Raw genomic sequence first — 19,987 nt, 5'->3', positions numbered from 1 at the left:
GGACTACAACGCGACGACGCCCTGGCTGATCAATACAGATCATGGCTCCAAGCTGCTTGACACCAATAGGAGCATCAGGCGCTGCCGGTCGCCGGACGAGCGCGTACGCTGGCGCCATCCACGCACCCAAGCACGAGACGTTCGACCTGGCCGCCCGCACGAACACCGATCCCAAAGGCATCGTGCGGGCCGTCGACGTGTACCGCCTCGAGCCGTGGGGCCTGTACATGGCCCGTCCCACCCCCGGCCGCCCGCAGTTCCACTACCTGGAGTCCTGGCTGCTGCCGTCGATCGGCCTACGGGCCAGCGTCTTCCATTTCAACCCGGGACATGAACGCGACCAGGACTTCTATCTCGATGTCGGCCGGTTCACCGCCGGCGAGCAGGCCTGGACGTCCGAGGACCACTACCTGGACCTGGTCGTCCGGTCGGGCAAGAGTGTCGAGCTGGAGGATGTCGACGAGCTTCTCGACGCGGTGCGGCACCACCTCCTGAGCACCGACGACGGTGAACGCGCCATCACGACGGCGACGGCCGCCATCGAAGGGCTGGCTCAGCACAATTACCAGCTGAACAATTGGCTAGCCAGTCTCGGTATGTCACTGACCTGGCGCGACGGGTAATGTCAACAACCATGACATCGATCGGGCGCGGACGACTGGCCGCGGCATCGCTGGCGTGCGCCACCGCAGTGGCCACGAGCGCCTCCCTGTTTCTCGCGACGACGGCAGCTGCCGACCCGGCTCCCCCGGCCCCGCCCGCACCGCCCGCACCGCCGGCGGTTCCGGCCGGAGACAGCGCACCGCCCAGCGCGGGACCGCACAACGTCACCTACCGGGCCCGGATCGACGGGGTGTCCCGCGGGACGCTGATCACCTACCGCCTCACCGATACGCAGCTCAATTCGGCGACGCCCTCGTTGCTCCCCGGCGAATCGTTCGAAGCCTCGGCCGTGCTGAACAACGCGGCGAACGCCGGCATGCAGGTGTCGATCCAATGGCCGTACTCGGCCAGCCTGCACTGCGAGATCCTGGTCGACGACGAGATCGTCGCCCAGGCCGACCAGTTCGTCGCCCCGCGCCTGACGCCGCAGCGCCAGGACCCCGGTTATGGCGTGCTCAGCTGCGGTTCGGTGACCGACTTCGATCCCAGCCAGCAGTACAGCGCTGAGCTACCGGGCACCCCGGCCACCCCGGCCGCGCCCGCGACTCCGGTCGCACACTAAGGGCGCCAACCGGTTTCGTCCGCCCAGGCCCAGGCCCGTCGGTACGCACCGGCGAGCCAGGGCTCCTTGGCGTCGGCGTACTCGCCGCTGGTGGCCGGCGCGGCAGCGATCGCATCGTGCTTGAGCGCCAGGTACTCGACCCGCTCGTCGGGGTTGGCGGCGAGCCACACCGGGAACAGCAGGGCGAACTGCTGACCCGGCGAGCCGTCGACCCGGAGGTGCACGTTGGTCGGCCGGCCGGGATCGGCGGACGCGTGAAAGCGCTTCTGCCACAACGTCTTGTCGTCGGTGTGGGCCACGTCTTCGGTGATGTCCGCGACCCGGGGGTAGCCGGCGGCCAGCAGCAGATCGGTGAGCTCGTCGGCCACGTCGAGCGACTTCACCGTCACCTGGATGTCGATGACGTCCTTGGCGTCCAGGCCCGGCACCGCCGTCGACCCGATGTGGTCGACCCGCACCGCCCGGTGGCCGCACGCGGTGTTCAGCCGGGCCACGATGCGGCGGGCCTGCTCGGGCCACGTCTCGTCGTACGACACGACGGCCGGCGCCACACTGACCGGCACGCCGGCCTGCACATTGCGCGCGAACGGGACGATGCGCTGCTCCCACAGTTCGCGGGCCGCGGCGGCCAGTTCGTCGGCGCTGCCGTGGTTGTCCAGCCAGACGTCCGCGACGGCCTGTCGCTGTTCAACGGTCGCCTGCGCCGCGATCCGGGCGCGGGCGTCCGCCTCCGAGAAGCCGCGGTGCTCGACCAGCCGCGCGACCCGCACGTCCTCGTCGGCGTGCACCATGACGACCAACGGGAACAGCGGCGCCATCTGCGACTCGACGAGCAGCGGAATATCTTCCACCACAACCGAACCCACCGGCGCGGCGTCGATGAGCTCGGCACGGCGTTTGCCGACCAGCGGGTGCACGATGCCGTTGAGGGTCTTGCGCTTCTCGTCGTCGCTGAACGCCACCGCGGCCAGCGCCGGCCGGTTGAGCGAACCGTCGGGCAGCAGGATGTCCTCGCCGAAGGCCGCCACCAGGGCGGCCAGCCCCTCGGTGCCGGGCTCCACCACCTCGCGGGCGATCACGTCACCGTCGACGACGATGCCGCCTTCGGCTGCAAAGGTCGATGACACAGTGGATTTTCCGGCGCCGATGCCGCCGCTCAGTCCGATACGAAGCACGGCTTCAGTGTGTCAGGTGCCCCGCTCACCTCAGCCGCGGACTCCGGTCATCTCGATGACCGCCCGCTCCAACGTGGTTTCCGCGACGGCCGCACCGCCGGCCAGGTCGACAGCCACCAGCCGCCGGATCTGCGGATCGCTGACGTAGGCAACGCCATCTTGTACATGCAGATTCGGCATCGGCTCGTGCCAGTCCTCCGGCTCATGCCACGGCGCGATGACGCCGATGTGCGCAATACGCCGGGCGGTCTTCGCATCGAATACGTGCAGTGCGCCGTCGGTGCCCAGAATGACCGCCTCACCGCGCGGCCCGCGATCCAGCGACCGGAAGCTATAGCTGGCATCGAGCGGTACCACCGTGATCCGGCCGGTCTGCGTGTCGGTGAAGGTAAACCGTTGGGGGCGTTCGAGTTTTGCGCCGGCTTCGGTCTTGTAGTCGCCGAGCACAACCGGCGACTCGGCACTTCCCGCCTGATTGCCGATCCGCCCGTACGGGTCCGCGCTGGCAGTCTTCTCAATGGTGTTGCCGCGGACGATGAGTATGCCGTTCTGGCAGCCGAACGTCAGCACACCGTCGGCGGCCGCGGCCTCGCCGTGCAGACCGGGACAGTCGTCGTTGATCGCGATCGGCCTGCCCGCGGCGTCGCGGATTTCCAGACCGGTCCGCGCATGCTCGTCGCCGCGGCTCACGACCACCGACCCGTCGCCGCGAGCGACGGCGACGCCATGATGGGCGGGAACCGCGAAATGCGAAGCCACCTCGGCCTTGCCGGCGAGCAGTGCGTGCGGGTCGACGATGTCCACCGCGCCGGTGCCGTCGAAGAAGAGGGTGAGCTTGCCGTCATGGGCGACGGCGTGGCCGGGCTCGGCGCCGCTGAATCGCATACCCGTCGACCGCGGGGTGGCGGTGTAGTGATGCCCGTGGTCGCCGTGGTCGTCGGTCCAGGTGCCGAGATCGAGGACCGCGAACCCGCCGGCTTGCGACACCAGCACATGCCGGCCGTCCGCGGCGGAATTCAGTCGCAGGAAGCCTTCGAGCGGGACGTCGCCGGCTGGTTTGAGTGTCTTGGCGTCGAGCACCAGCACCCCGCCGTCATAGCTCAGGGCCAGCCGCGGGGTGCGCGCGGACTGTTCCACCGGAGCGGCGTTCTCGGCGGGGCCGGAACACCCGGCGACGACAGCCGTCAGGAGCAGAACGGCGAAGAATTTGAGCACGCCGCCCAGCCAAGCCGTTGATGAAAATTATTGTCAAATAGATACACACGCACGTGTCGACAAAAAAGAACTCCCCGGCTCGGTGAGAGCCGGGGAGTTCTTCTGTGTTGCTACTTAGGCGTTGCCGGCGAGCTTCTCGCGCAGCGCCGCCAGCTGGGCGTCGCTGGCCAGGGTGCCACCGGTCGACTCCTCGGAACGCGAGGAACCGCTGGTCGCCGGACGGGCAGCTGCCTCGGCGTCGGCCGCGGCGAACTTCTCCATCTGGGCGGTGTGCATCTTGTGGCGACGCTCGGCCTCGGCGTACCGGGCCTCCCACTCGTCACGCTGCTTCTCGAAGCCTTCCAGCCATTCGTTGCTGTCGGCGTCGAAGCCCTCGGGGAAGATGTAGTTGCCCTGCTCGTCGTAGCTGTCGGCCATGCCGTACTTCGACGGGTCGAACTCCTCGGTGTAGTCCTCGTTGGCCTGCTTGAGGCTCAGCGAGATGCGGCGACGCTCGAGGTCGATGTCGATGACCTTGACCATCGCGTCGTCGCCGACCTGGACCACCTGGTCCGGGACCTCGACGTGGCGCTCGGACAGCTCCGAGATGTGCACCAGGCCCTCGATGCCCTCTTCGACGCGGACGAACGCACCGAATGGAACCAGCTTGGTGACCTTGCCCGGGACGATCTGACCGATCGCGTGGGTACGGGCGAAGTGGCGCCACGGGTCTTCCTGAGTCGCCTTGAGCGACAGCGAAACCCGCTCGCGGTCCATGTCGACGTCCAGCACCTCGACGGTGACCTCGTCGCCCACCTGAACCACCTCGGACGGGTGATCGATGTGCTTCCAGGACAGCTCCGAGACGTGCACCAGGCCGTCTACGCCGCCCAAGTCGACGAACGCGCCGAAGTTGACGATCGAGGACACGACACCCTTGCGGATGGCGCCCTTGGTGAGCTGGTTGAGGAACTCGCTGCGGACCTCGGACTGGGTCTGCTCGAGCCACGCGCGACGCGACAGCACCACGTTGTTGCGGTTCTTGTCGAGCTCGATGATCTTGGCCTCGATCTCCTTGCCGATGTACGGCTGCAGATCGCGGACACGGCGCATCTCGACGAGCGATGCGGGCAGGAAGCCGCGCAGGCCGATGTCGAGGATCAGGCCGCCCTTGACGACCTCGATGACGGTGCCCTTGACGGCCTCGTCCTTCTCCTTGAGCTCCTCGATGGTGCCCCAGGCGCGCTCGTACTGAGCCCGCTTCTTGGAGAGGATCAGGCGGCCTTCCTTGTCCTCCTTGGTGAGAACGAGGGCTTCGACCTCATCGCCCACGGAAACGACCTCGTTGGGGTCGACGTCGTGCTTGATGGAAAGTTCGCGAGAAGGAATGACACCTTCGGTCTTGTAGCCGATGTCGAGCAGGACCTCGTCACGGTCCACCTTGACGATGGTCCCTTCGACGATGTCGCCATCGTTGAAGTACTTGATGGTCTTGTCGATAGCGGCGAGAAAGTCCTCGGCCGAGCCAATGTCGTTGATGGCTACTTGCGGCGAGGTGATGGAGGGACTTGGCATGTGGTGGGATGCTCCGGACAGGTTGAATCGTAGGGACAAAATGGTTGGTGTTTCTCGTGATGCGTCGAGGCGTTGCCGCCTGACGTCTCACGCGCACCCGTAGCCCATGTGGACACAGGTACTTGTCGAGGGTACTAGACCCGTAGACGCAGGCCAAACGCGGTCTGCTCCACTGCAGGGGAATGCCGTTCCGCCGATAGTCTTCGTGTCGTGTATCCCGCTCCGTCGCCCGTGCCGCCGCCATATCCGTATCTGGCGCCCATGCCGCGGCGAATCCGCAAGGTCGGCGCGCCCCTCGGCGTGATCATCGGCCTGGGTGTGCTGATCGGCTGCGTCCTGATCCTGACCACGCTGACCAACCCGATCGGCATGACCATCGGATTCGTGCTGGCCAGCATCGCGACTGCGGTGGTGCTGCTGACCTACCTGTGGTTCGACCGCTGGGAGCCCGAGCCACCGCGGCTGCTGATCTTCGCGTTCATCTGGGGTTCCTCCATCAGCGTCGTCATCTCGGTGGTCCTGGAAACCATGTCGACGCCGCTGCTCGGCAAGGACGGTTTCGCGGCGATGGCCATCGGCGCACCGGTGATCGAAGAGGCCGCCAAGGGCGCGTTCCTGCTGCTGATGATGACCGGCCGGCGCCGCAACGAGCTCAATTCGCTGACGGACTGCCTCGTCTACGCCGGTTTCGTCGCCGCGGGCTTCGCGTGGCTGGAGAACATCTTCTACATCGCCATGGGCGAGACCATCGCGCACTCCCTGCTCACCGCCGCGCTGCGGCTGATCATGGGCCCCTTCGCGCATCCGCTGTTCACCAGCATGACCGGCATCGGCGTGTACCTCGCGCTGCAGCATCGCAGCGCCGGCGCCAAGGTGCTCTACATCGGACTCGGCTACGTCGCCGCGGTGGTCATGCACATGTTGTGGAACGGCTCGACCGTCGTCGGCGCCGGCGCCTACTTCGCGGTCTACCTGTTCTGGATGGTGCCGATCTTCACCCTCGCCATCGTCACGGGCGTGCTGGGGCGCCGTCGCGAGCAGCGGGTGGTCGCCGAGAAGCTGCCCGGACTCATCGCCTCCGGCCTGATCACCCCCAACGAGGCGACGTGGCTCGGATCGATGCGGACCCGCAAGGCGGCGATCGCGACGGCGACGCGGATCGGCGGCGCGCCGGCCGGGAAATCGGTGAAGGAGTTCGCCGTGCAGGTCGTCGAGTTGGCATTCGTCCGGGACCGCATCGACCGGGGCCTGGCCGACCAGCGGACCTACCAGCTGCATGCCGAGGAGGCGTACTGGCTGACCGCCACGCGGGCGCGGGCGCCGGTGCTGCAGTGGCTGACCAACTACCGCGCCGTCTGACTTAACGATTTGTGCGGGTCAGCGATACTTCTTGCATGCTCGCGCACCTTCTCGACGTCCTGCCGGCGTTCCTGGTCGCGTCGGTGATCCTGGCCGCGCTGCCCGGACCGGCGACGGCATTGTTCCTGCACCGCTCGGTGCGCGACGGCCGCAAGGCCGGTCTGGCAGCCGTTGTCGGCAATGAGATCGGTGTCTGCGGGTGGACGCTGGCCGGCGGCGGCGGGCTGTCAATCCTGCTGGCGGCCAATCACTGGCTGTCGCTGGCGCTGCACGTCGTCGGCGCCGCGATCCTGATCTGGCTGGGCATCAGCGCCTGGCGCAGTGCGAAACACCCCACCGACATGGCCGTGACCATGCCGCTGCGCGGCCGCACCCCGGGCGCGGCGTTCCGTGCCGCACTCGTGTCGATCGCCGCCAACCCGAAGGCCGCGGCCTTCGGGATCGTGGTGCTCCCCCAGTTCCTGCCGGCCGGCGGCCCCGTGCTGCCGACGCTGCTGGTGCTCGCCGCCATCCAACTCGTCATCGACACCTCGTGGTGCGTCGGTGTCGTCCTGGCGGCCGACCGGGCGCGGAACATCTTGAGCCGCACCCACGTTCGTCAGCGCATCGAACGCGCCATGGGCGCGATCCTCGTTGCGCTCGGGATCGGGTTGGCGGCCGACGCCTAGCCCTAGTGGGCGGCGGCGTCCCAACTCGGGCCGTATCCGACCGACACCTCGAGCGGCACGTCCAGCGGGTAGGCGCTGCCCATCTGCTCACGCACCAAGGTCTCGAGCGCATCCCGCTCGCCCTCGGCCACCTCGAACAGCAATTCGTCGTGCACCTGAAGCAGGATGCGTGACTTCAGCCCGGCGTCCTCCATCGCGCGGTCGACGTTGGTCATCGCGACCTTGATGATGTCGGCGGCACTGCCCTGGATGGGCGCGTTGAGCGCGGCCCGCTCGGCCGCCTCGCGGACGTTGCGGTTGCTGCTGTCGAGTTCCGGCAGGTAGCGCCGGCGCCCCAGCACCGTCGAGGTGTAGCCGTCCTTGCGGGCCTGTTCGACCACCGAGTGCAGGTAGTCGCGTACCCCGCCGAACCGGTCGAAGTACTGGTCCATCTGCTGCTTGGCTTCTTCGGTCGAGATCTTCAGCTGCGAGGCCAGGCCATACGCCGACAACCCGTAGGCCAGGCCGTATGACATGGCCTTGACCCGGCGGCGCAGTTCCGCGGTCACCTCTTCGCTCGGCACGCCGAAGGCCCGCGACGCGACGAAGGTGTGCAGGTCCTCGCCGGTGTTGAAGGCTTCGATGAGGCCTGCATCGCCCGACAGGTGCGCCATGATGCGCATCTCGATCTGGCTGTAGTCGGCGGTCATGAGCTCGGTGAAGCCCTTGCCGACGACGAACGCCTCACGGATCTGCCGGCCCGCTTCGGTGCGGATCGGGATGTTCTGCAGGTTCGGCTCGGTCGACGACAAGCGACCGGTGGCGGCGATGGTCTGGTTGAAGGTGGTGTGGATGCGGCCGTCGGACGCGACCGCGTTCAGCAGTCCGTCGACGGTGACCTTGAGCCGGGTCGCGTCACGATGCGCCAGCAGATGCTGCAGGAACGGGTGGCCCGTCTTGTCCAGAAGTGATTGCAGCGCATCGGCATCCGTGGTGTAGCCGGTCTTGGTGCGCTTGGTCTTCGGCATCTCGAGCTTGTCGAACAGCACCACCTGCAGCTGCTTGGGCGAGCCCAGGTTGATCTGCTCACCGATCGCCGCGTAGGCCGCCTCGGCGGCGTCGCGAATCTGGTCGGAGAACTGGCTCTGCAGCCGGCCGAGCAGTTCGATGTCGACGGCGATGCCGGCGTTCTCCATCTCGGCGAGGGCGCGCTGTACCGGAAGCTCCATCTGCCCGAGCAGCGCCAGCGAGTCGATCTTGGCGAGTTCCACGTCGAGCGCGTCGGCCAGATCGCCGACCGCCGCGGCACGCACGATCAGCGCCTGGACCGCGGCGTCGTCGACCTCATCGGGGTCGTCGAGCAGCGAAAGCTGTTGCTCCTCTTTGGTTTCCGCCCGTAGCTCGCGGCCCAGGTACCGCACCGACAGGTCGTCGAGGGCGAAGCTGCGCTGCCCCGGACGGACCAGATACGCCGCCAGTGCCGTGTCGGAAGTGACACCGGCGAGCGGCCAGCCGCGGCCGAGCAGGTCGTGCCACGCCAGCTTCGCCTCGTGCAGCGCCTTCGGCGGACCCGGATCGGCCAACCACGACGCCAGCGCCGCTTCATCCTCGGCGTCCAGCCGCGCGGTGTCGATGTAGACGCCTTCGCCGCTGGCCGACACGATCGCCACCGCGGTCGCGTCGGCGTCGAAGGCCTTGTGCGTGCCCGCGACGGCCATGCCGAAGCGGCTGCCGTTGCTGTGCTCGGCGAGCCAGGCCGCCAGGGTGCCCGGTTCGAGCAGTCCGCCGCGGACGTCGAAACCGAGCTCGACCTCGGGCTCCACGGGCGACAGCGTGTCGAACAGCCGGTCCCGCAGGACCCGGAACTCCAGGTCGTCGAACAGCTGGTGGATGCGGTCGCGGTCCCACGGCTGCACCCGTAGGGCCTCCGGGGTGTGTGCCAGCGGCACGTTCCGGACCAGGTCGGTCAGCTCACGGTTGAGGATGACGCTGGAGAGATTGGCCCGCAGCGAGTCGCCGACCTTGCCTTTGACCTCATCGACATGGTCGACCAGCGCCTGCAGCGAGCCGTACTGGTTGATCCATTTGGACGCCGTCTTCTCCCCCACACCGGGGATACCGGGCAGGTTGTCACTCGGGTCGCCGCGCAGGGCCGCGAAATCCGGGTACTGCGTCGGAGTGAGGCCGTACTTCTCCACCACGGCGTCGGGGGTGAAGCGGTGCAGGTCGCTGACGCCCTTCTTCGGGTACAGCACCGTCACGTCGTCGGTGACGAGCTGCAGCGAGTCGCGGTCGCCGGTGACGACCAGCACGCGGAAATCCTCCGCCTCGGCCTGCGTGGCCAGCGTGGCGATCAGGTCGTCGGCCTCGAACCCGTCTTCGGCCAGCACCGTGATGCCGAGCGCCCCCAGCACCTCTTTGGTGATGTCGATCTGGCCGCGGAACTCGTCGGGCGTGGCGGCCCGCCCCTCCTTGTACTCCGGGTACTTCTCTTTGCGGAACGTCTGGCGGGACACGTCGAAAGCCGCCGCGACGTGCGTCGGCTTCTCGTCGCGCAGCAGATTGATGAGCATGGCGGTGAAGCCGTACACCGCGTTGGTGGTCAGCCCGCCCTGCGTCTTGAAGTTCTCGGCGGGCAGCGCGTAGAACGCTCGGAACGCCAGTGAATTGCCGTCCAGCAGCATCAATGTGGGCTTGGTGGTGGGCGGGGCGTCCGTTGCGGTGGGGCTCACGGCTCTAACTCTATTCAGCCCCACCGACAGCCAGTAACCGCCGCGCCATGTTCACCAACTCCCGGGCCGCCGGGCTCATCGGCCCACCGGCCCGCCACGCGAACACCAGCCGACCCCGCAGTGCCGGTGTCAGCTTGATCAAGTGCAGATCGGTACGCGACCGCACCATCGCTTGCGGCAACACGGCGACCCCCAGACCCCGCGCGGCGAGGTCGGCCAGCGCCTGCGGTGTGCTCGCCTCGAAGGCGACGTGCACGTCGACGCCGACGGCGGCGCATGCGCCGTCGAACTGGTGCCGGATGCCGGTGCCGACGGGCAGCGCGATGACGGCGCGGCCGGCCAGCTCCGCCAGCCGCAGGGCCCGCCGCGTGTGCCAAGGATCGTCGAGGGCGACGGCGGCCACGATCGGCTGGTCGGTCACGACGACGGCTGCGAGCCCCGACGGCAGCGCGGCGCCGACCGACACGATGGCGGCGTCCAGCTGCCCGGTGCGTATCCCCTCGATCAACGCGTCCGAATTGGCGGTGCCGAGGGTGATGTCGACGTGTGGATGGGCCTCATGGAACCGGGCCAGCAGGCTCGGCACGTCGACGTCATGCGCGGCGACCGTGCCGATGGTCACGGAGCCGCGCACGAGGTCGCTCAATTCGGCGACCGCGGTCCGCGCATCGGCCGCCGCCGCGAGGGCCGCCCGCGCGTGCGGCAGCACCGCCTCTCCCGCGGCCGTCAACCGAACCTCTCGCCGGGCGCGGTCGAACAGCGGCTCGCCCAATTCGCGCTCCAGCCGGGCGATCTGGGCGCTGACCGCGGGTTGCGCGACGTGGATGCGCTCGGCGGCGCGGGTGAAGTTGGCTTCCTCGGCGACGGCGACGAAGTACTCGAACTGCCGCAGTTCCATAAGCAATGATTATAGTTTGTGGACCAGATCGATATTGGACTTATGGTTTTGGCGCGCTGAGGCTGGAGACATGACACCAGTACTCATCGCCGGCGCCGGTATCGGCGGACTCACCACAGCCTTGACCCTGCAAACGCGCGGATTCGACGCACTCGTGCTGGAACGCGCAAATGACCTGCAGCCGTTGGGCGTTGGAATCAATCTGCTGCCGCACGCGGTCCGCGAACTCACCGAGCTCGGCCTCGGTGACGCGTTGACCGCCATGGCCGTGGCCCCGTCAGCGATCCGCTTCTACACCCGTCGCGGCGATCTGTTGTTCACCGAACCCCGCGGACTGGCTGCGGGCGACGCCCACCCGCAGCTGTCGGTGCACCGTGGGCGGTTGCAGATGATGCTGCTCGACGCGGTGCGGGAACGTCTCGGCGCCGACGCGGTCCGCACCGGCAGCGGCGTCACCGGATTCCGGCAGCGCGCCGACGGTGTCGTCGTGGACACCGCGGCCGGCCCGGTCGCGGGCTCGGCCCTCGTCGGCGCCGACGGCATCAACTCCGTCGTGCGCGCGGCGCTGCATCGCGGCCCCGATCCCTTGCTCTCGTCCGGTATCACCATGTACCGCGGGGCCAGTGACATCACGCCGTTCCTCGACGGGCATACCATGGCAATCGTCAAGGCCGACAACGGGGTTGACCTCATCACGTATCCCATCGGCGGCGGTCAGGTGAACTGGGTACTGCAGGTGCCCACCGGGCTGCCCGGCCCGGTGGACGGCGACGCCAGGTGGAACGCACCCGCGACCGCCGACGATGTCCTGCCGCACGTCGCCGACTGGGATCTCGACTGGCTCGACATGAGTGCGCTGATCGGCCACAGCCCGGCGCTGTTCAGTTACCCCATGGTCGACAAGGACCCGCTGCCACACTGGGGCGCGGGTCTGGTGACGCTGCTCGGCGACGCCGCGCACCCGATGTACCCCGTCGGGGCCAACGGTGCGTCGCAGTCGATCGTGGACGCGCGGGTGCTCGCCGACGAACTGGCGGCCCACGGCTTCGACGGGCTCCGGAGTTACGAGCAGGCCCGGCGCGCCGAGACCGCCGATGTCATCGCCGCCAACCGCGAGATGCACGTCGCGGGGGCATCGCGGGCGCCGGCGGATCTGGCGCGGGTCACCACCCGGTACCGGGCCGAGACCGCGACGAGCACCCGGTCATGACGGGCTGCCCGCCCGCACCGGATCGAAGCGACGCAGCTGTTCGCGGATCGCTTCCGGCTGATCGGTGATCGCCGCGATGTGGCCGTCGGGCCGAACCAAGACGTAGGAGCCGTCCGGCACGTCGTAGTCCGGCCCGGAGCTCAGGCGGGCTTGCGGAACGCCGAAATCGGCTGCAGCTCTCCCGAATTCGAGCACCGTCCAGTGCGGTCCACGGAAGACGTCGAACAGCTGGCGACCGTCGGGCAACAGGCCGTCGGGTGCGCGGTCGCCGGCCTGCGAGGTTGTAGGCGTCCTGCACGCCGGTGTTGACGCCCTGTCCCCCGGCCGGTGAATGCACGTGGGCCGCGTCGCCGGCCAGCAGCACCCGGCCCATCCGGAACTGTTGCGCCATCAACAGATTCACGCGGTACTCCGAAATCCACCGCAGGTCCGACAGCACCACATCAGTCCGGCCCGAGCGCTGTTCGAGCAGTTCCTGCATCGCGGCAAGCGTCAGCGCCGGCGGTTGCTCACCTGGCGCCATCGTCACCACAAGCTGAAAGTGCTCGCTGCCCGGCAGGTTCCACAGCGAGAACCGCTTGGCCTGGTCACCGTCACGCGTCAGCAGGTGACAGCACCTGCCGTCGAGCCCGGTCACCCGGACGTCGCCCACGATGATGCGTTCCTCGGTCAACGCACCGCCGAGAAAATCGACGCCGGACACCTTGCGCACCGTGCTACGACCGCCGTCGGCGCCCACGAGGTAGGCGGCACGGATCGGGCCGCGACCGGTCTGTACGGTCACACCCTCGTCGTTCTGCGCGAAACCTGTTACCTCGGTATCGAATTCGATGGTCCCACCGAGTTCGGCGAACCGTGCCGCCAGGATCTGGTCGGTCCGCCATTGCGGGATCAGCCACGTGAAGGGATACGGCACGGCCGGCGTGGCCGCCACTTCGGGCAGGCCCAGCAGCTCGTAGATCGGTTTGGTCCAGACCACCTCCGCGCCGCGGTACAGCCGCATGGGCGGAAACGTCTCACCGGCCGCCAGTACCGCACCGATGACACCCAGGTCGTCAAACACCTCGAGGGTGCGCGGTTGCAGTCCTTTGCCGCGCGAGCCGGGAAACAACGCCCGCGCCCGGTCCAGCACGCGAACCGGTACGCCGCGGCGCGCCAGCTCGATGGCGAGGGTCAGTCCGGTCGGCCCGGCGCCGGCGATCACCACGCTCATCGGGCACCGCCCAACAGGGGCAGCAGCACGTCGTCGATGAGCCGCGCACTGAAGGCGGCGTCGACGGGGCGGTCGAGGTGCATTTGCCGCAGGATCATCGCCTCGGCGACATCGTGGATCAGTTCGACGTCGGCGCAGGCGGCGATGTCGCCCCGCGCGATGGCGCGTTGCAGCGCGTCATGGAACGGCGACAGCTCCTCTTTGTCGAGGTGTTGGCGGATGGCCTCGGCGAGCTGTTCGTCGTGGCGCATGAGCGTCGCGAGTTCCGCCGTGACCCGGGTCAACGGGTCGGCGACATTCGCGGCGACGGCTTCCATCACGGCGAACAGGTCACTGCGCAGCGCCCCGGTATCGGGCATCGACGCGTTCCGGGCGGCGTCCGCGGCGTCGAGCGTGGCCCGGACGAGTTGCGCCTTGTTCGGCCAGCGGCGATAGATGGTCGCCTTGCTGGCACCCGCCCGCACCGCCACCGCGTCGGTGGTCAATGCCGCGTAACCCCGCTCGACGAGCAACTCGGCCGTCGCTGCGAGCACCGCCTGTTCCCGCGCCATCCCTCGAACCATGGCAGAAGTGTACGAAACCGTTTCGTACACTACAATGGGTTTTCCCGGCTGCCGGGATAAAACTGCAACACGTTTCAGTTTCGGGCCTATTGGCAGCTACGCTGAGCTCGTGCCAGGAGTGACGGAAGCCGGGAGTCAGCCGGCAATTGAAGGTTGGTGGGATACCGACGAAAACGGTGCGCCACACCTGATCGGGGCCAAGTGCCCGCAGTGCGGGACCTACGTTTTCCCGCCTCGCGCCAACAACTGCCCCAGCCCGGCGTGTGACAGCGACGTGCTCGAGCCCGTCGCGTTGTCGCGCCGCGGCACGGTGTGGAGCTACACCGAGAACCGCTATCCCCCGCCGGCGCCGTACCCGGCAGCCGACCCGTTCGAGCCGTTCGCCATCGCCGCTGTCCAGTTGGAGGCCGAGGGCCTCATCGTGCTGGGCAAGGTCGTCGAGGGCACACTCGCCGCGGATCTCAAGGTCGGCATGGAGATGGAACTGACCACCATGCCGCTGTACACCGATGCCGACGGTGTCGAGCGCACCACCTATGCCTGGGAGATTGCGAAGTGAGCACGCCTGAGCCTCTGTACATCCTCGGTGCGGGCATGCACCCGTGGGGCAAATGGGGCCGCGACTTCACCGAGTACGGCGTCGTCGCTGCCCGCGCCGCACTGGCCGAGGCCGGCCTCGACTGGCGTCAGATCCAGCTGGTCGCCGGTGCCGACACCATCCGCAACGGCTACCCCGGCTTCATCGCCGGGTCGACGTTCGCCCAGAAGCTGGGCTGGAACGGCGTGCCGGTGTCCTCGTCCTACGCCGCGTGCGCCAGCGGTTCGCAGGCTCTGCAGAGCGCCCGCGCCCACATCCTGGCCGGCTTCTGCGACGTCGCGCTGGTCATCGGCGCCGACACCACGCCCAAGGGTGCCTTCGCCCCGGTCGGCGGCGAGCGCAAGAACGACCCCGACTGGCAGCGCTTCCACCTGCTGGGCGCCATGAATCCGGTGTACTTCGCCCTGCTGGCCCGCCGCCGCATGGACCTGTACGGCGCCACCTCCGAAGACTTCGCCCAGATCAAGGTGAAGAACTCCAAGCACGGCCTGAACAACCCGAATGCCCGCTACCACAAGGAGGCTTCGGTCGAGGACGTGCTGGCCAGCCCGGTCGTCTCCGACCCGCTGCGGCAGCTGGACATCTGCGCCACCTCGGACGGCGCGGCCGCGCTGATCGTGGCCAGCGCCGACTTCGCACGCAAGCATCTCGGCTCGCTCGACGGTGTGCCGTCGGTGCGCGCGATCAGCACCGTCACCCCGCAGTACCCGCAGCACCTGCCCGAATTGCCGGACATCGCAACGGATTCCACCGCGGCCATCGCCGGACCGGAACGGGTGTTCAAGGACCAGATCCTCGATGCGGCGTACGCCGAGGCCGGCATCGGTCCCGACGACGTCAACCTCGCGGAGGTCTACGACCTGTCGACCGCGCTGGAGCTCGACTGGTACGAGCACCTGGGCCTGTGCGCCAAGGGTGAAGGCGAGCAGCTGCTGCGCTCGGGTGCCACCACCATCGGGGGTCGCGTGCCGGTCAACCCCTCGGGTGGTCTGGCATGCTTCGGTGAGGCCATCCCGGCCCAGGCCATCGCGCAGGTGTGTGAGCTGACCTGGCAGCTGAAGGGTCAGGCCACCGGCCGCCAGGTCGAAGGTGCCCGCGTGGGCGTGACCGCGAACCAGGGCCTGTTCGGGCACGGTTCGTCGGTGATCGTCGCGCGCTGACGTTTCCGAGCCGCTGAACGTGAAGAAGATCCCGGGGAATTTCCGATTCCCCGGGATTTTCTGCACGCTGGGGCGGTGATGATCTCGGTCCGGGTCAAGCCGGGCAGCCGCAAGGGGCCGTTGGTCGAGACCGACGACGACGGCACGCTGGTCGTCTACGTCCGCGAACCGGCGGTCGACGGCAAGGCAAACACCGCGGTGATCCGCGTGCTGGCCGAGCATTTCGAGGTGCCGAAGTCACGGGTCGAGTTGGTGTCCGGCGGCGCGGCCCGCATCAAGCGGTTTCGGATCGACGAGTAACTGCGTAGTCCCAGGACATCGAGTCGCCGATTACCGGTAGCCTGCTGACAGCAAGTCTGAGTGGGTCGGGCCACCGGACAGTGCGGGGCGCTTCAGCACGCCCTGACCGGGGAGGGTCGCAGTGGGAGCAGGGGTGGACGACAGATGAGTGACGCCCAGCCATCAGCGGATTTCCAGCAGCCGGTCGAGTTGGGCAGCATCGAGCAGGCCGACCGGACGTTGGTGCGGTTCCTCCCGGTGCTTGTGATGATGGCGGCCGGGGTATTGATTCTGGCTCTGCTGATCCTGGGGCTGTTGATGCCACACTCGCCGGCCATCTACTACCCGTTGAGCATGCTGGCGGCCGTCGCGGTACCGACCCTGATGTATCGGCAGAAGCGGCGGCAGCTGAACACCGAGTACCGGCAACACAAGCGCCTGACGCTCTCCCCTGCCGGTCTGCGTCGCGTCGACGGAGCCACGGTGGTCGACATCCCTTGGGGCGGCATCACCCGAATCGATTTGGAACCGGTCAGTTTCGCTGCACAGTCGAAGGGTCCGATCGTCTCGCCGGTAGCCGGCGTCGCCAATGCGGCCAAGGCCATCGCGCATTCGGTGCGCGCGTGGGGCATCCTCGGCGACGGCACGGTGGCGGCCGCACCGGGCGCGTCGCCGCGGGTGCTGAAGATGCACGATGACCGTAACGGGTCCCGGCTGGCCGCCGGCGAGGTTGCCCACACCCCCAACGCCCTGATCTTCCCGTCTGAGTTCGAACGCGACTGGATCGACGGCACCATCGGCGCCTGGCTTCGGCACTACCGCCCGGACATCGGGCTCGACGCATTCCGCAACCGATGAGCAGCGACGCAGAATTGCCTGGGTCGGCCGGCGCGAGCCGGGCCGGCCGTTGGGCGCTGTGGGCGGTGGCCGTGGTGGCGTTGATCGCGGCCATCGTGGTGGTGGCAGTGACGGTATGGCCGGCGCCGCGCGCTGGACTCACCCCGACACCCGCGCCGTCGGCCGACCAGCTGCACGCCCAGCAGGTGGTGACCGCGTGGCTTCAGGCCGCCGACAGTGGCGACGCGGCGAAGGTGCGGCAGCTGACGTGCGCCAACCCCACCGGCACCATCGCCCGGGACCTGCCGACGATCCTCGACCCAACCGGGTATCGGGTCGAGGCCCGCGACCACATCGACGGGTTCTTCCGGTATGCCAAGACCCGCGACGGCGCCCAGATCGACGTGATGTACCGGCAGATCGGGCTCTCCCCGACCGGACGACAGCACGCCGCGATCGGCGCCAACAACTTCTTCGGCGATACGTACGTGCTGGTGTACGAGGACGATGAGCTCAAGGTATGTGGGGCGATCTCATGACACCCCGACCGGCCGGGTACCGCTGGCCGCTGCTGACCGCGATCGTCGCGGTGGTAATGCTTTGTGCGGCAGTCGGATTCACACTGACCCACGAGCGGGTGACGGTGCGGCCCATCGCCGCGGCGGCGGCGATGCCGCGCGAGCAAGGTGAAGCCGTCGCTCAGAGCACCGTGCGGTTGTGGGCGCATCAGGTCGGCGACCGCCAGGGCGCGAACGTGCGTGCGCTGACGTGCGCGGCGTCCGGTCGGGACACCGACGCCGGTAAACGCCTGGCCCAGGTCGGAGCGCCCGGCTCGCCGATCGAGATTCTCGGGTTCGGCGACTTCACCGAGGACACCGCCTCCGGCTGGTCGATGTTGGTGTTCTTCTTCCGTCCGGGCGCCAGCGACAACGGCAAGGTGTTCCACTTCGCCGTCGAAGACGAGGAACTTCGCTTGTGCGACATCACCGACCCACCGTCGCTGGGTTGACAGGGCGGTAATGATGAAGGCGATCGAAGGCCCCGTCGACCGCGCGAAGGTTCACGCGCTCGCGGTGGACTGGGCAGATGATCCATCGTCGGTCGTGGAGGTGACCCACGACGAGTTCAACGATGATGAACTCAACGGCGGCTACGCATTTCGCTGCGACCGCGGGATGTTCATCTGCAACATCCATGGCGGCCGCACGTGGACGATCGATCCGGGAACTACCGCAGGCAGACGGGCGAAAATCGAGGAATTCTGGCGTCACACCCAGCACCAGCATCGACCACTTCGGCCGGAAGATGTCAGCGAGTGGCATCGCGCTGCCATCGCCGCCCTGGTGCGCGGCGCCGTGAGTGTCGGCGACTTACCCGAGTCGGAGCGTCTCGGCGTCGCCAATATCCCGAGAGCCGATACGGTGCTCATCCGATTGCGAAGGTGTACAAGCGAATCCACCGAGGCTGCGGCGCTGCGAAGTCTGGCTGCCGCGGACTGGCTGACTGCGATACCCGCGGAACACGAAGCGGCACATCCATGTCCGCTCTGCAAGCTTCCCGCGATCGGAACGTACCGGCAGTACACCAGCGTTTGCGACGACTGCTACGCCAAGACCGTCTGCACGGATGGCCGAATCGTCAGCGGCTACAACACGCGCTGGTCGGGCGGATTTGAGGCGGTGCACGCGGATGACCGCAGCGTCTGCGCACAAGTCACCCATGATGGCCTGGTCTCGGTCGACGGCCGGCCCTGCCACATGGGCGAAGCCAGGTTCGGCGGCGTATTTGTCGGAGTCGAAGGTTTGCGCTGCTAGCGCTGCCGACGCTGGTGTCGGCCGAATTGTCCATGTGGCAAGCAATTTTCACGTTCGCGGTGCAATACTCGAAATCACGAAACATCCAGAGGGGGGATGGTGTGAGAGGTCGTGCGGTCGTCGGGATTCTGGCGGCGTTGGTTCTCGCCGGTTGCGGCACTTCGGGAAACGGTTCCGGTCGCTCATCCGCGCCGACGGTGGGGACTCCGGCGGACCTGCTGGTCGCGATCCCCACCACGACGCCGAAACCGTCGTGGACGATCAAACTCGCCGAAGTGGTCCACGCCCCGGACCTGAAGCAGGGCATCCTGCCCGGCAGCGTCGAGGACCGGGCGTTCGCGCTGGCCTACCCCGCCCACCCGGACCCAGCCGGACCTGGCACCTCCTGGGTCTACTCGTTCACCCCCCGCACCGGCGCGATCCTGTTCAGTGGCGTCGAATTATCGGGCAGCGTGGCGGGCTGCTACATCAACGGCCCAGACCAGCTCACCTGCCTCGGCCGACAGAACGCCGCCGTGGCCGATTCACATCCGTGGGCGTGGGTGCTCGACAGCCACACCGGCAACGTGACCTACAACGGCCCCACCGACATCGTCAACGGCGACACGATGAGCGTGTACAAGGTCGGCCAATACCCGGTGGTCGCCGTACCCGGCACCGGCTGGTACGGCATCGGCTCCTCCGGGGAGAAGACCTGGTTCGTGCCCGGCAGCGGCAAGGCCAGCGACGACACCTTCTGGTCCCGCGACATCCCCCCGCAGCGGCTGGTGGTCGGTGACCGACCCGATGGAACCTACCTGGTGTACTCGGTCAGTGACGGCGCGGTCATCGTCGACAAACTGACCGCCCGGCCGTGGGTATACGACGGCGGTTACGCGGTACCGGGCCGCAGCGCCAGCGATCCCGAGGGCCGAATCACGTTCTACGACAACGCTGGAAAAGAACTGTCGCACTTCACCGTTGGCGCCGGTCGCGGCGCTTGGCAGGTCATCAGCCGCGGCGCGCTGCTGGTCGTCCAGTACGGCAACCCCAAGGCCCCGGACCAGATGCGGTGGCTGGTCTTCGACGCCACCGGCAAGAAGATCGCCGATCTGCCCTCGCAAGGCGAGCCAAGTAAGACCCGGACGATGATCATCGGCGACAAGATGTACGTCTCGGACACCGCCGGCATCGAGAACACCGCCAAAGAAAACCCGTGGAAGCAGATCGATCTGGCCACCGCCAGCATTCTGCGCACCTGCGCCGACCTGAACCTGCGCGGCTACGTCGCCTCCGACGGCAAAACCATCCTGTCAGGCACCATGGGCGAGGCCGGGCACATCACCGAAAACGCTGTCGACCCGTCCAGCTGCCAGACCCTGTGGTCGATGGACTCCAGAGACGGCGGCGTCGTCAAAGTCAACACCTCACTGGTGCAGTACTCGGACACCCAACTCAACGGTGTAACCGCCTGAAGGCACCATATTCGCGAATCCTCAACAATGCCGGTAGTCGCGGCAGGACAGTAG

19 protein-coding genes and 1 pseudogene are annotated in these 19,987 nt (G+C 67.8%); 13 read left to right on the top strand and 7 right to left on the bottom strand.

Features of this window, described 5'->3' with window-relative positions:
* Positions 1-116 precede the first annotated feature (116 nt).
* Together ACJH7A_RS17455 and ACJH7A_RS17450 are read left to right on the top strand one after the other, a co-directional pair.
* Positions 117-623 carry a DUF402 domain-containing protein gene (locus tag ACJH7A_RS17455; protein ID WP_133427710.1) on the top strand — a complete coding sequence of 169 codons (507 nt, stop codon included), beginning with the start codon at positions 117-119 and terminating at the stop codon, positions 621-623.
* Positions 624-634: 11 nt separating this feature from the next.
* Entirely contained in the window at positions 635-1,225 is a 591-nt protein-coding gene (locus ACJH7A_RS17450; protein WP_138249706.1) for a hypothetical protein, read from the top strand.
* Here the strand turns inward: ACJH7A_RS17450 and coaE are convergent.
* From coaE to rpsA, 3 genes are all read right to left on the bottom strand, one after another.
* Complete coding sequence (gene coaE / locus ACJH7A_RS17445) at positions 1,222-2,400, bottom strand: dephospho-CoA kinase (protein WP_138249707.1); 1,179 nt, start codon at positions 2,398-2,400, stop codon at positions 1,222-1,224. The two genes, ACJH7A_RS17450 and coaE, sit on opposite strands and share 4 nt — an antisense overlap.
* 30 nt (positions 2,401-2,430) lie before the next feature.
* Positions 2,431-3,615, bottom strand: coding sequence for a hypothetical protein (locus ACJH7A_RS17440; RefSeq protein WP_406802417.1), 1,185 nt, complete (start codon positions 3,613-3,615; stop codon positions 2,431-2,433).
* Positions 3,616-3,729: 114 nt separating this feature from the next.
* The gene (gene rpsA / locus ACJH7A_RS17435) at positions 3,730-5,169 is read right to left on the bottom strand and encodes a 30S ribosomal protein S1 (protein WP_061006315.1); all 1,440 of its coding nucleotides are present in this window, start codon (positions 5,167-5,169) and stop codon (positions 3,730-3,732) included.
* Between the two features lie 261 nt (positions 5,170-5,430).
* On the opposite strand from rpsA, the gene ACJH7A_RS17430 reads away from it, so the two are divergent.
* Positions 5,431-6,528 (top strand): PrsW family intramembrane metalloprotease, encoded by a 1,098-nt coding sequence (locus tag ACJH7A_RS17430; RefSeq protein WP_133427745.1) that lies wholly within the window; start codon positions 5,431-5,433, stop codon positions 6,526-6,528.
* A gap of 35 nt (positions 6,529-6,563) precedes the next feature.
* The gene (locus ACJH7A_RS17425) at positions 6,564-7,196 is read left to right on the top strand and encodes a LysE family translocator (RefSeq protein ID WP_133427713.1); all 633 of its coding nucleotides are present in this window, start codon (positions 6,564-6,566) and stop codon (positions 7,194-7,196) included.
* A gap of 2 nt (positions 7,197-7,198) precedes the next feature.
* Here the strand turns inward: ACJH7A_RS17425 and polA are convergent, their stop codons facing one another.
* Both polA and ACJH7A_RS17415 read right to left on the bottom strand, forming a co-directional pair.
* Positions 7,199-9,859, bottom strand: a complete 2,661-nt coding sequence (gene polA, locus ACJH7A_RS17420) for a DNA polymerase I (RefSeq protein WP_163693098.1) — start codon at positions 9,857-9,859, stop codon at positions 7,199-7,201.
* Between the two features lie 58 nt (positions 9,860-9,917).
* On the bottom strand, positions 9,918-10,805 hold the full coding sequence (locus ACJH7A_RS17415; RefSeq protein ID WP_406802416.1) for a LysR family transcriptional regulator: 888 nt from the start codon (positions 10,803-10,805) through the stop codon (positions 9,918-9,920).
* A gap of 70 nt (positions 10,806-10,875) precedes the next feature.
* On the opposite strand from ACJH7A_RS17415, the gene ACJH7A_RS17410 reads away from it, so the two are divergent.
* A complete protein-coding gene (locus ACJH7A_RS17410) occupies positions 10,876-12,015 on the top strand; it encodes an FAD-dependent monooxygenase (RefSeq protein ID WP_406802415.1) in 1,140 nt (379 codons plus the stop codon).
* On the opposite strand, the pseudogene ACJH7A_RS17405 reads toward ACJH7A_RS17410, so the two are convergent.
* Positions 12,010-13,228, bottom strand: a pseudogene (locus tag ACJH7A_RS17405) (FAD-dependent monooxygenase). The gene ACJH7A_RS17410 and the pseudogene ACJH7A_RS17405 sit on opposite strands and share 6 nt — an antisense overlap.
* Positions 13,225-13,791: a TetR/AcrR family transcriptional regulator gene (locus ACJH7A_RS17400; RefSeq protein WP_406802414.1), complete on the bottom strand. Its 567-nt coding sequence runs from the start codon at positions 13,789-13,791 to the stop codon at positions 13,225-13,227. The pseudogene ACJH7A_RS17405 and the gene ACJH7A_RS17400 overlap by 4 nt, the downstream one beginning before the upstream one ends.
* Before the next feature lie 118 nt (positions 13,792-13,909).
* On the opposite strand from ACJH7A_RS17400, the gene ACJH7A_RS17395 reads away from it, so the two are divergent.
* From ACJH7A_RS17395 to ACJH7A_RS17360, 8 genes are all read left to right on the top strand, one after another.
* Positions 13,910-14,350, top strand: coding sequence for a Zn-ribbon domain-containing OB-fold protein (locus tag ACJH7A_RS17395; RefSeq protein ID WP_406784329.1), 441 nt, complete (start codon positions 13,910-13,912; stop codon positions 14,348-14,350).
* Positions 14,347-15,549, top strand: a complete 1,203-nt coding sequence (locus ACJH7A_RS17390; RefSeq protein ID WP_020103273.1) for a lipid-transfer protein — start codon at positions 14,347-14,349, stop codon at positions 15,547-15,549. Before ACJH7A_RS17395 ends, ACJH7A_RS17390 begins: the two co-directional genes overlap by 4 nt.
* 78 nt (positions 15,550-15,627) lie before the next feature.
* Entirely contained in the window at positions 15,628-15,849 is a 222-nt protein-coding gene (locus ACJH7A_RS17385) for a DUF167 domain-containing protein (protein WP_406784328.1), read from the top strand.
* A 144-nt stretch (positions 15,850-15,993) separates the two neighbouring features.
* Positions 15,994-16,686 carry a hypothetical protein gene (locus tag ACJH7A_RS17380; protein ID WP_406784314.1) on the top strand — a complete coding sequence of 231 codons (693 nt, stop codon included), beginning with the start codon at positions 15,994-15,996 and terminating at the stop codon, positions 16,684-16,686.
* Positions 16,683-17,204 (top strand): hypothetical protein, encoded by a 522-nt coding sequence (locus ACJH7A_RS17375; protein ID WP_406784313.1) that lies wholly within the window; start codon positions 16,683-16,685, stop codon positions 17,202-17,204. Before ACJH7A_RS17380 ends, ACJH7A_RS17375 begins: the two co-directional genes overlap by 4 nt.
* Entirely contained in the window at positions 17,201-17,674 is a 474-nt protein-coding gene (locus ACJH7A_RS17370; RefSeq protein ID WP_406784312.1) for a hypothetical protein, read from the top strand. The genes ACJH7A_RS17375 and ACJH7A_RS17370 overlap by 4 nt, the downstream gene beginning before the upstream one ends.
* Before the next feature lie 13 nt (positions 17,675-17,687).
* Entirely contained in the window at positions 17,688-18,479 is a 792-nt protein-coding gene (locus tag ACJH7A_RS17365) for a hypothetical protein (RefSeq protein WP_406784311.1), read from the top strand.
* Positions 18,480-18,580: 101 nt separating this feature from the next.
* Positions 18,581-19,933, top strand: a complete 1,353-nt coding sequence (locus ACJH7A_RS17360) for a hypothetical protein (protein WP_406784310.1) — start codon at positions 18,581-18,583, stop codon at positions 19,931-19,933.
* The last annotated feature ends 54 nt before the right edge of the window (positions 19,934-19,987 follow it).

It is taken from the genome of Mycobacterium sp. SMC-17, assembly GCF_045310915.1.
Lineage (GTDB): Bacteria > Actinomycetota > Actinomycetes > Mycobacteriales > Mycobacteriaceae > Mycobacterium.
This window is presented reverse-complemented; position numbering and strand designations above follow the sequence as displayed.

What these genes read in the sequence shown, in the direction of transcription:
- ACJH7A_RS17450 (WP_138249706.1), top strand. Translation starts at nt 635, where the DNA reads ATGACATCGATCGGGCGCGGACGACTGGCCGCGGCATCGCTGGCGTGC.
- rpsA (WP_061006315.1), bottom strand. Translation starts at nt 5,169, where the DNA reads ATGCCAAGTCCCTCCATCACCTCGCCGCAAGTAGCCATCAACGACATT.
- ACJH7A_RS17430 (WP_133427745.1), top strand. Translation starts at nt 5,431, where the DNA reads ATGCCGCGGCGAATCCGCAAGGTCGGCGCGCCCCTCGGCGTGATCATC.
- ACJH7A_RS17425 (WP_133427713.1), top strand. Translation starts at nt 6,564, where the DNA reads ATGCTCGCGCACCTTCTCGACGTCCTGCCGGCGTTCCTGGTCGCGTCG.
- polA (WP_163693098.1), bottom strand. Translation starts at nt 9,859, where the DNA reads ATGCTGCTGGACGGCAATTCACTGGCGTTCCGAGCGTTCTACGCGCTG.
- ACJH7A_RS17415 (WP_406802416.1), bottom strand. Translation starts at nt 10,805, where the DNA reads ATGGAACTGCGGCAGTTCGAGTACTTCGTCGCCGTCGCCGAGGAAGCC.
- ACJH7A_RS17410 (WP_406802415.1), top strand. Translation starts at nt 10,876, where the DNA reads ATGACACCAGTACTCATCGCCGGCGCCGGTATCGGCGGACTCACCACA.
- ACJH7A_RS17400 (WP_406802414.1), bottom strand. Translation starts at nt 13,791, where the DNA reads ATGGTTCGAGGGATGGCGCGGGAACAGGCGGTGCTCGCAGCGACGGCC.
- ACJH7A_RS17385 (WP_406784328.1), top strand. Translation starts at nt 15,628, where the DNA reads ATGATCTCGGTCCGGGTCAAGCCGGGCAGCCGCAAGGGGCCGTTGGTC.
- ACJH7A_RS17380 (WP_406784314.1), top strand. Translation starts at nt 15,994, where the DNA reads ATGAGTGACGCCCAGCCATCAGCGGATTTCCAGCAGCCGGTCGAGTTG.
- ACJH7A_RS17375 (WP_406784313.1), top strand. Translation starts at nt 16,683, where the DNA reads ATGAGCAGCGACGCAGAATTGCCTGGGTCGGCCGGCGCGAGCCGGGCC.
- ACJH7A_RS17370 (WP_406784312.1), top strand. Translation starts at nt 17,201, where the DNA reads ATGACACCCCGACCGGCCGGGTACCGCTGGCCGCTGCTGACCGCGATC.
- ACJH7A_RS17365 (WP_406784311.1), top strand. Translation starts at nt 17,688, where the DNA reads ATGAAGGCGATCGAAGGCCCCGTCGACCGCGCGAAGGTTCACGCGCTC.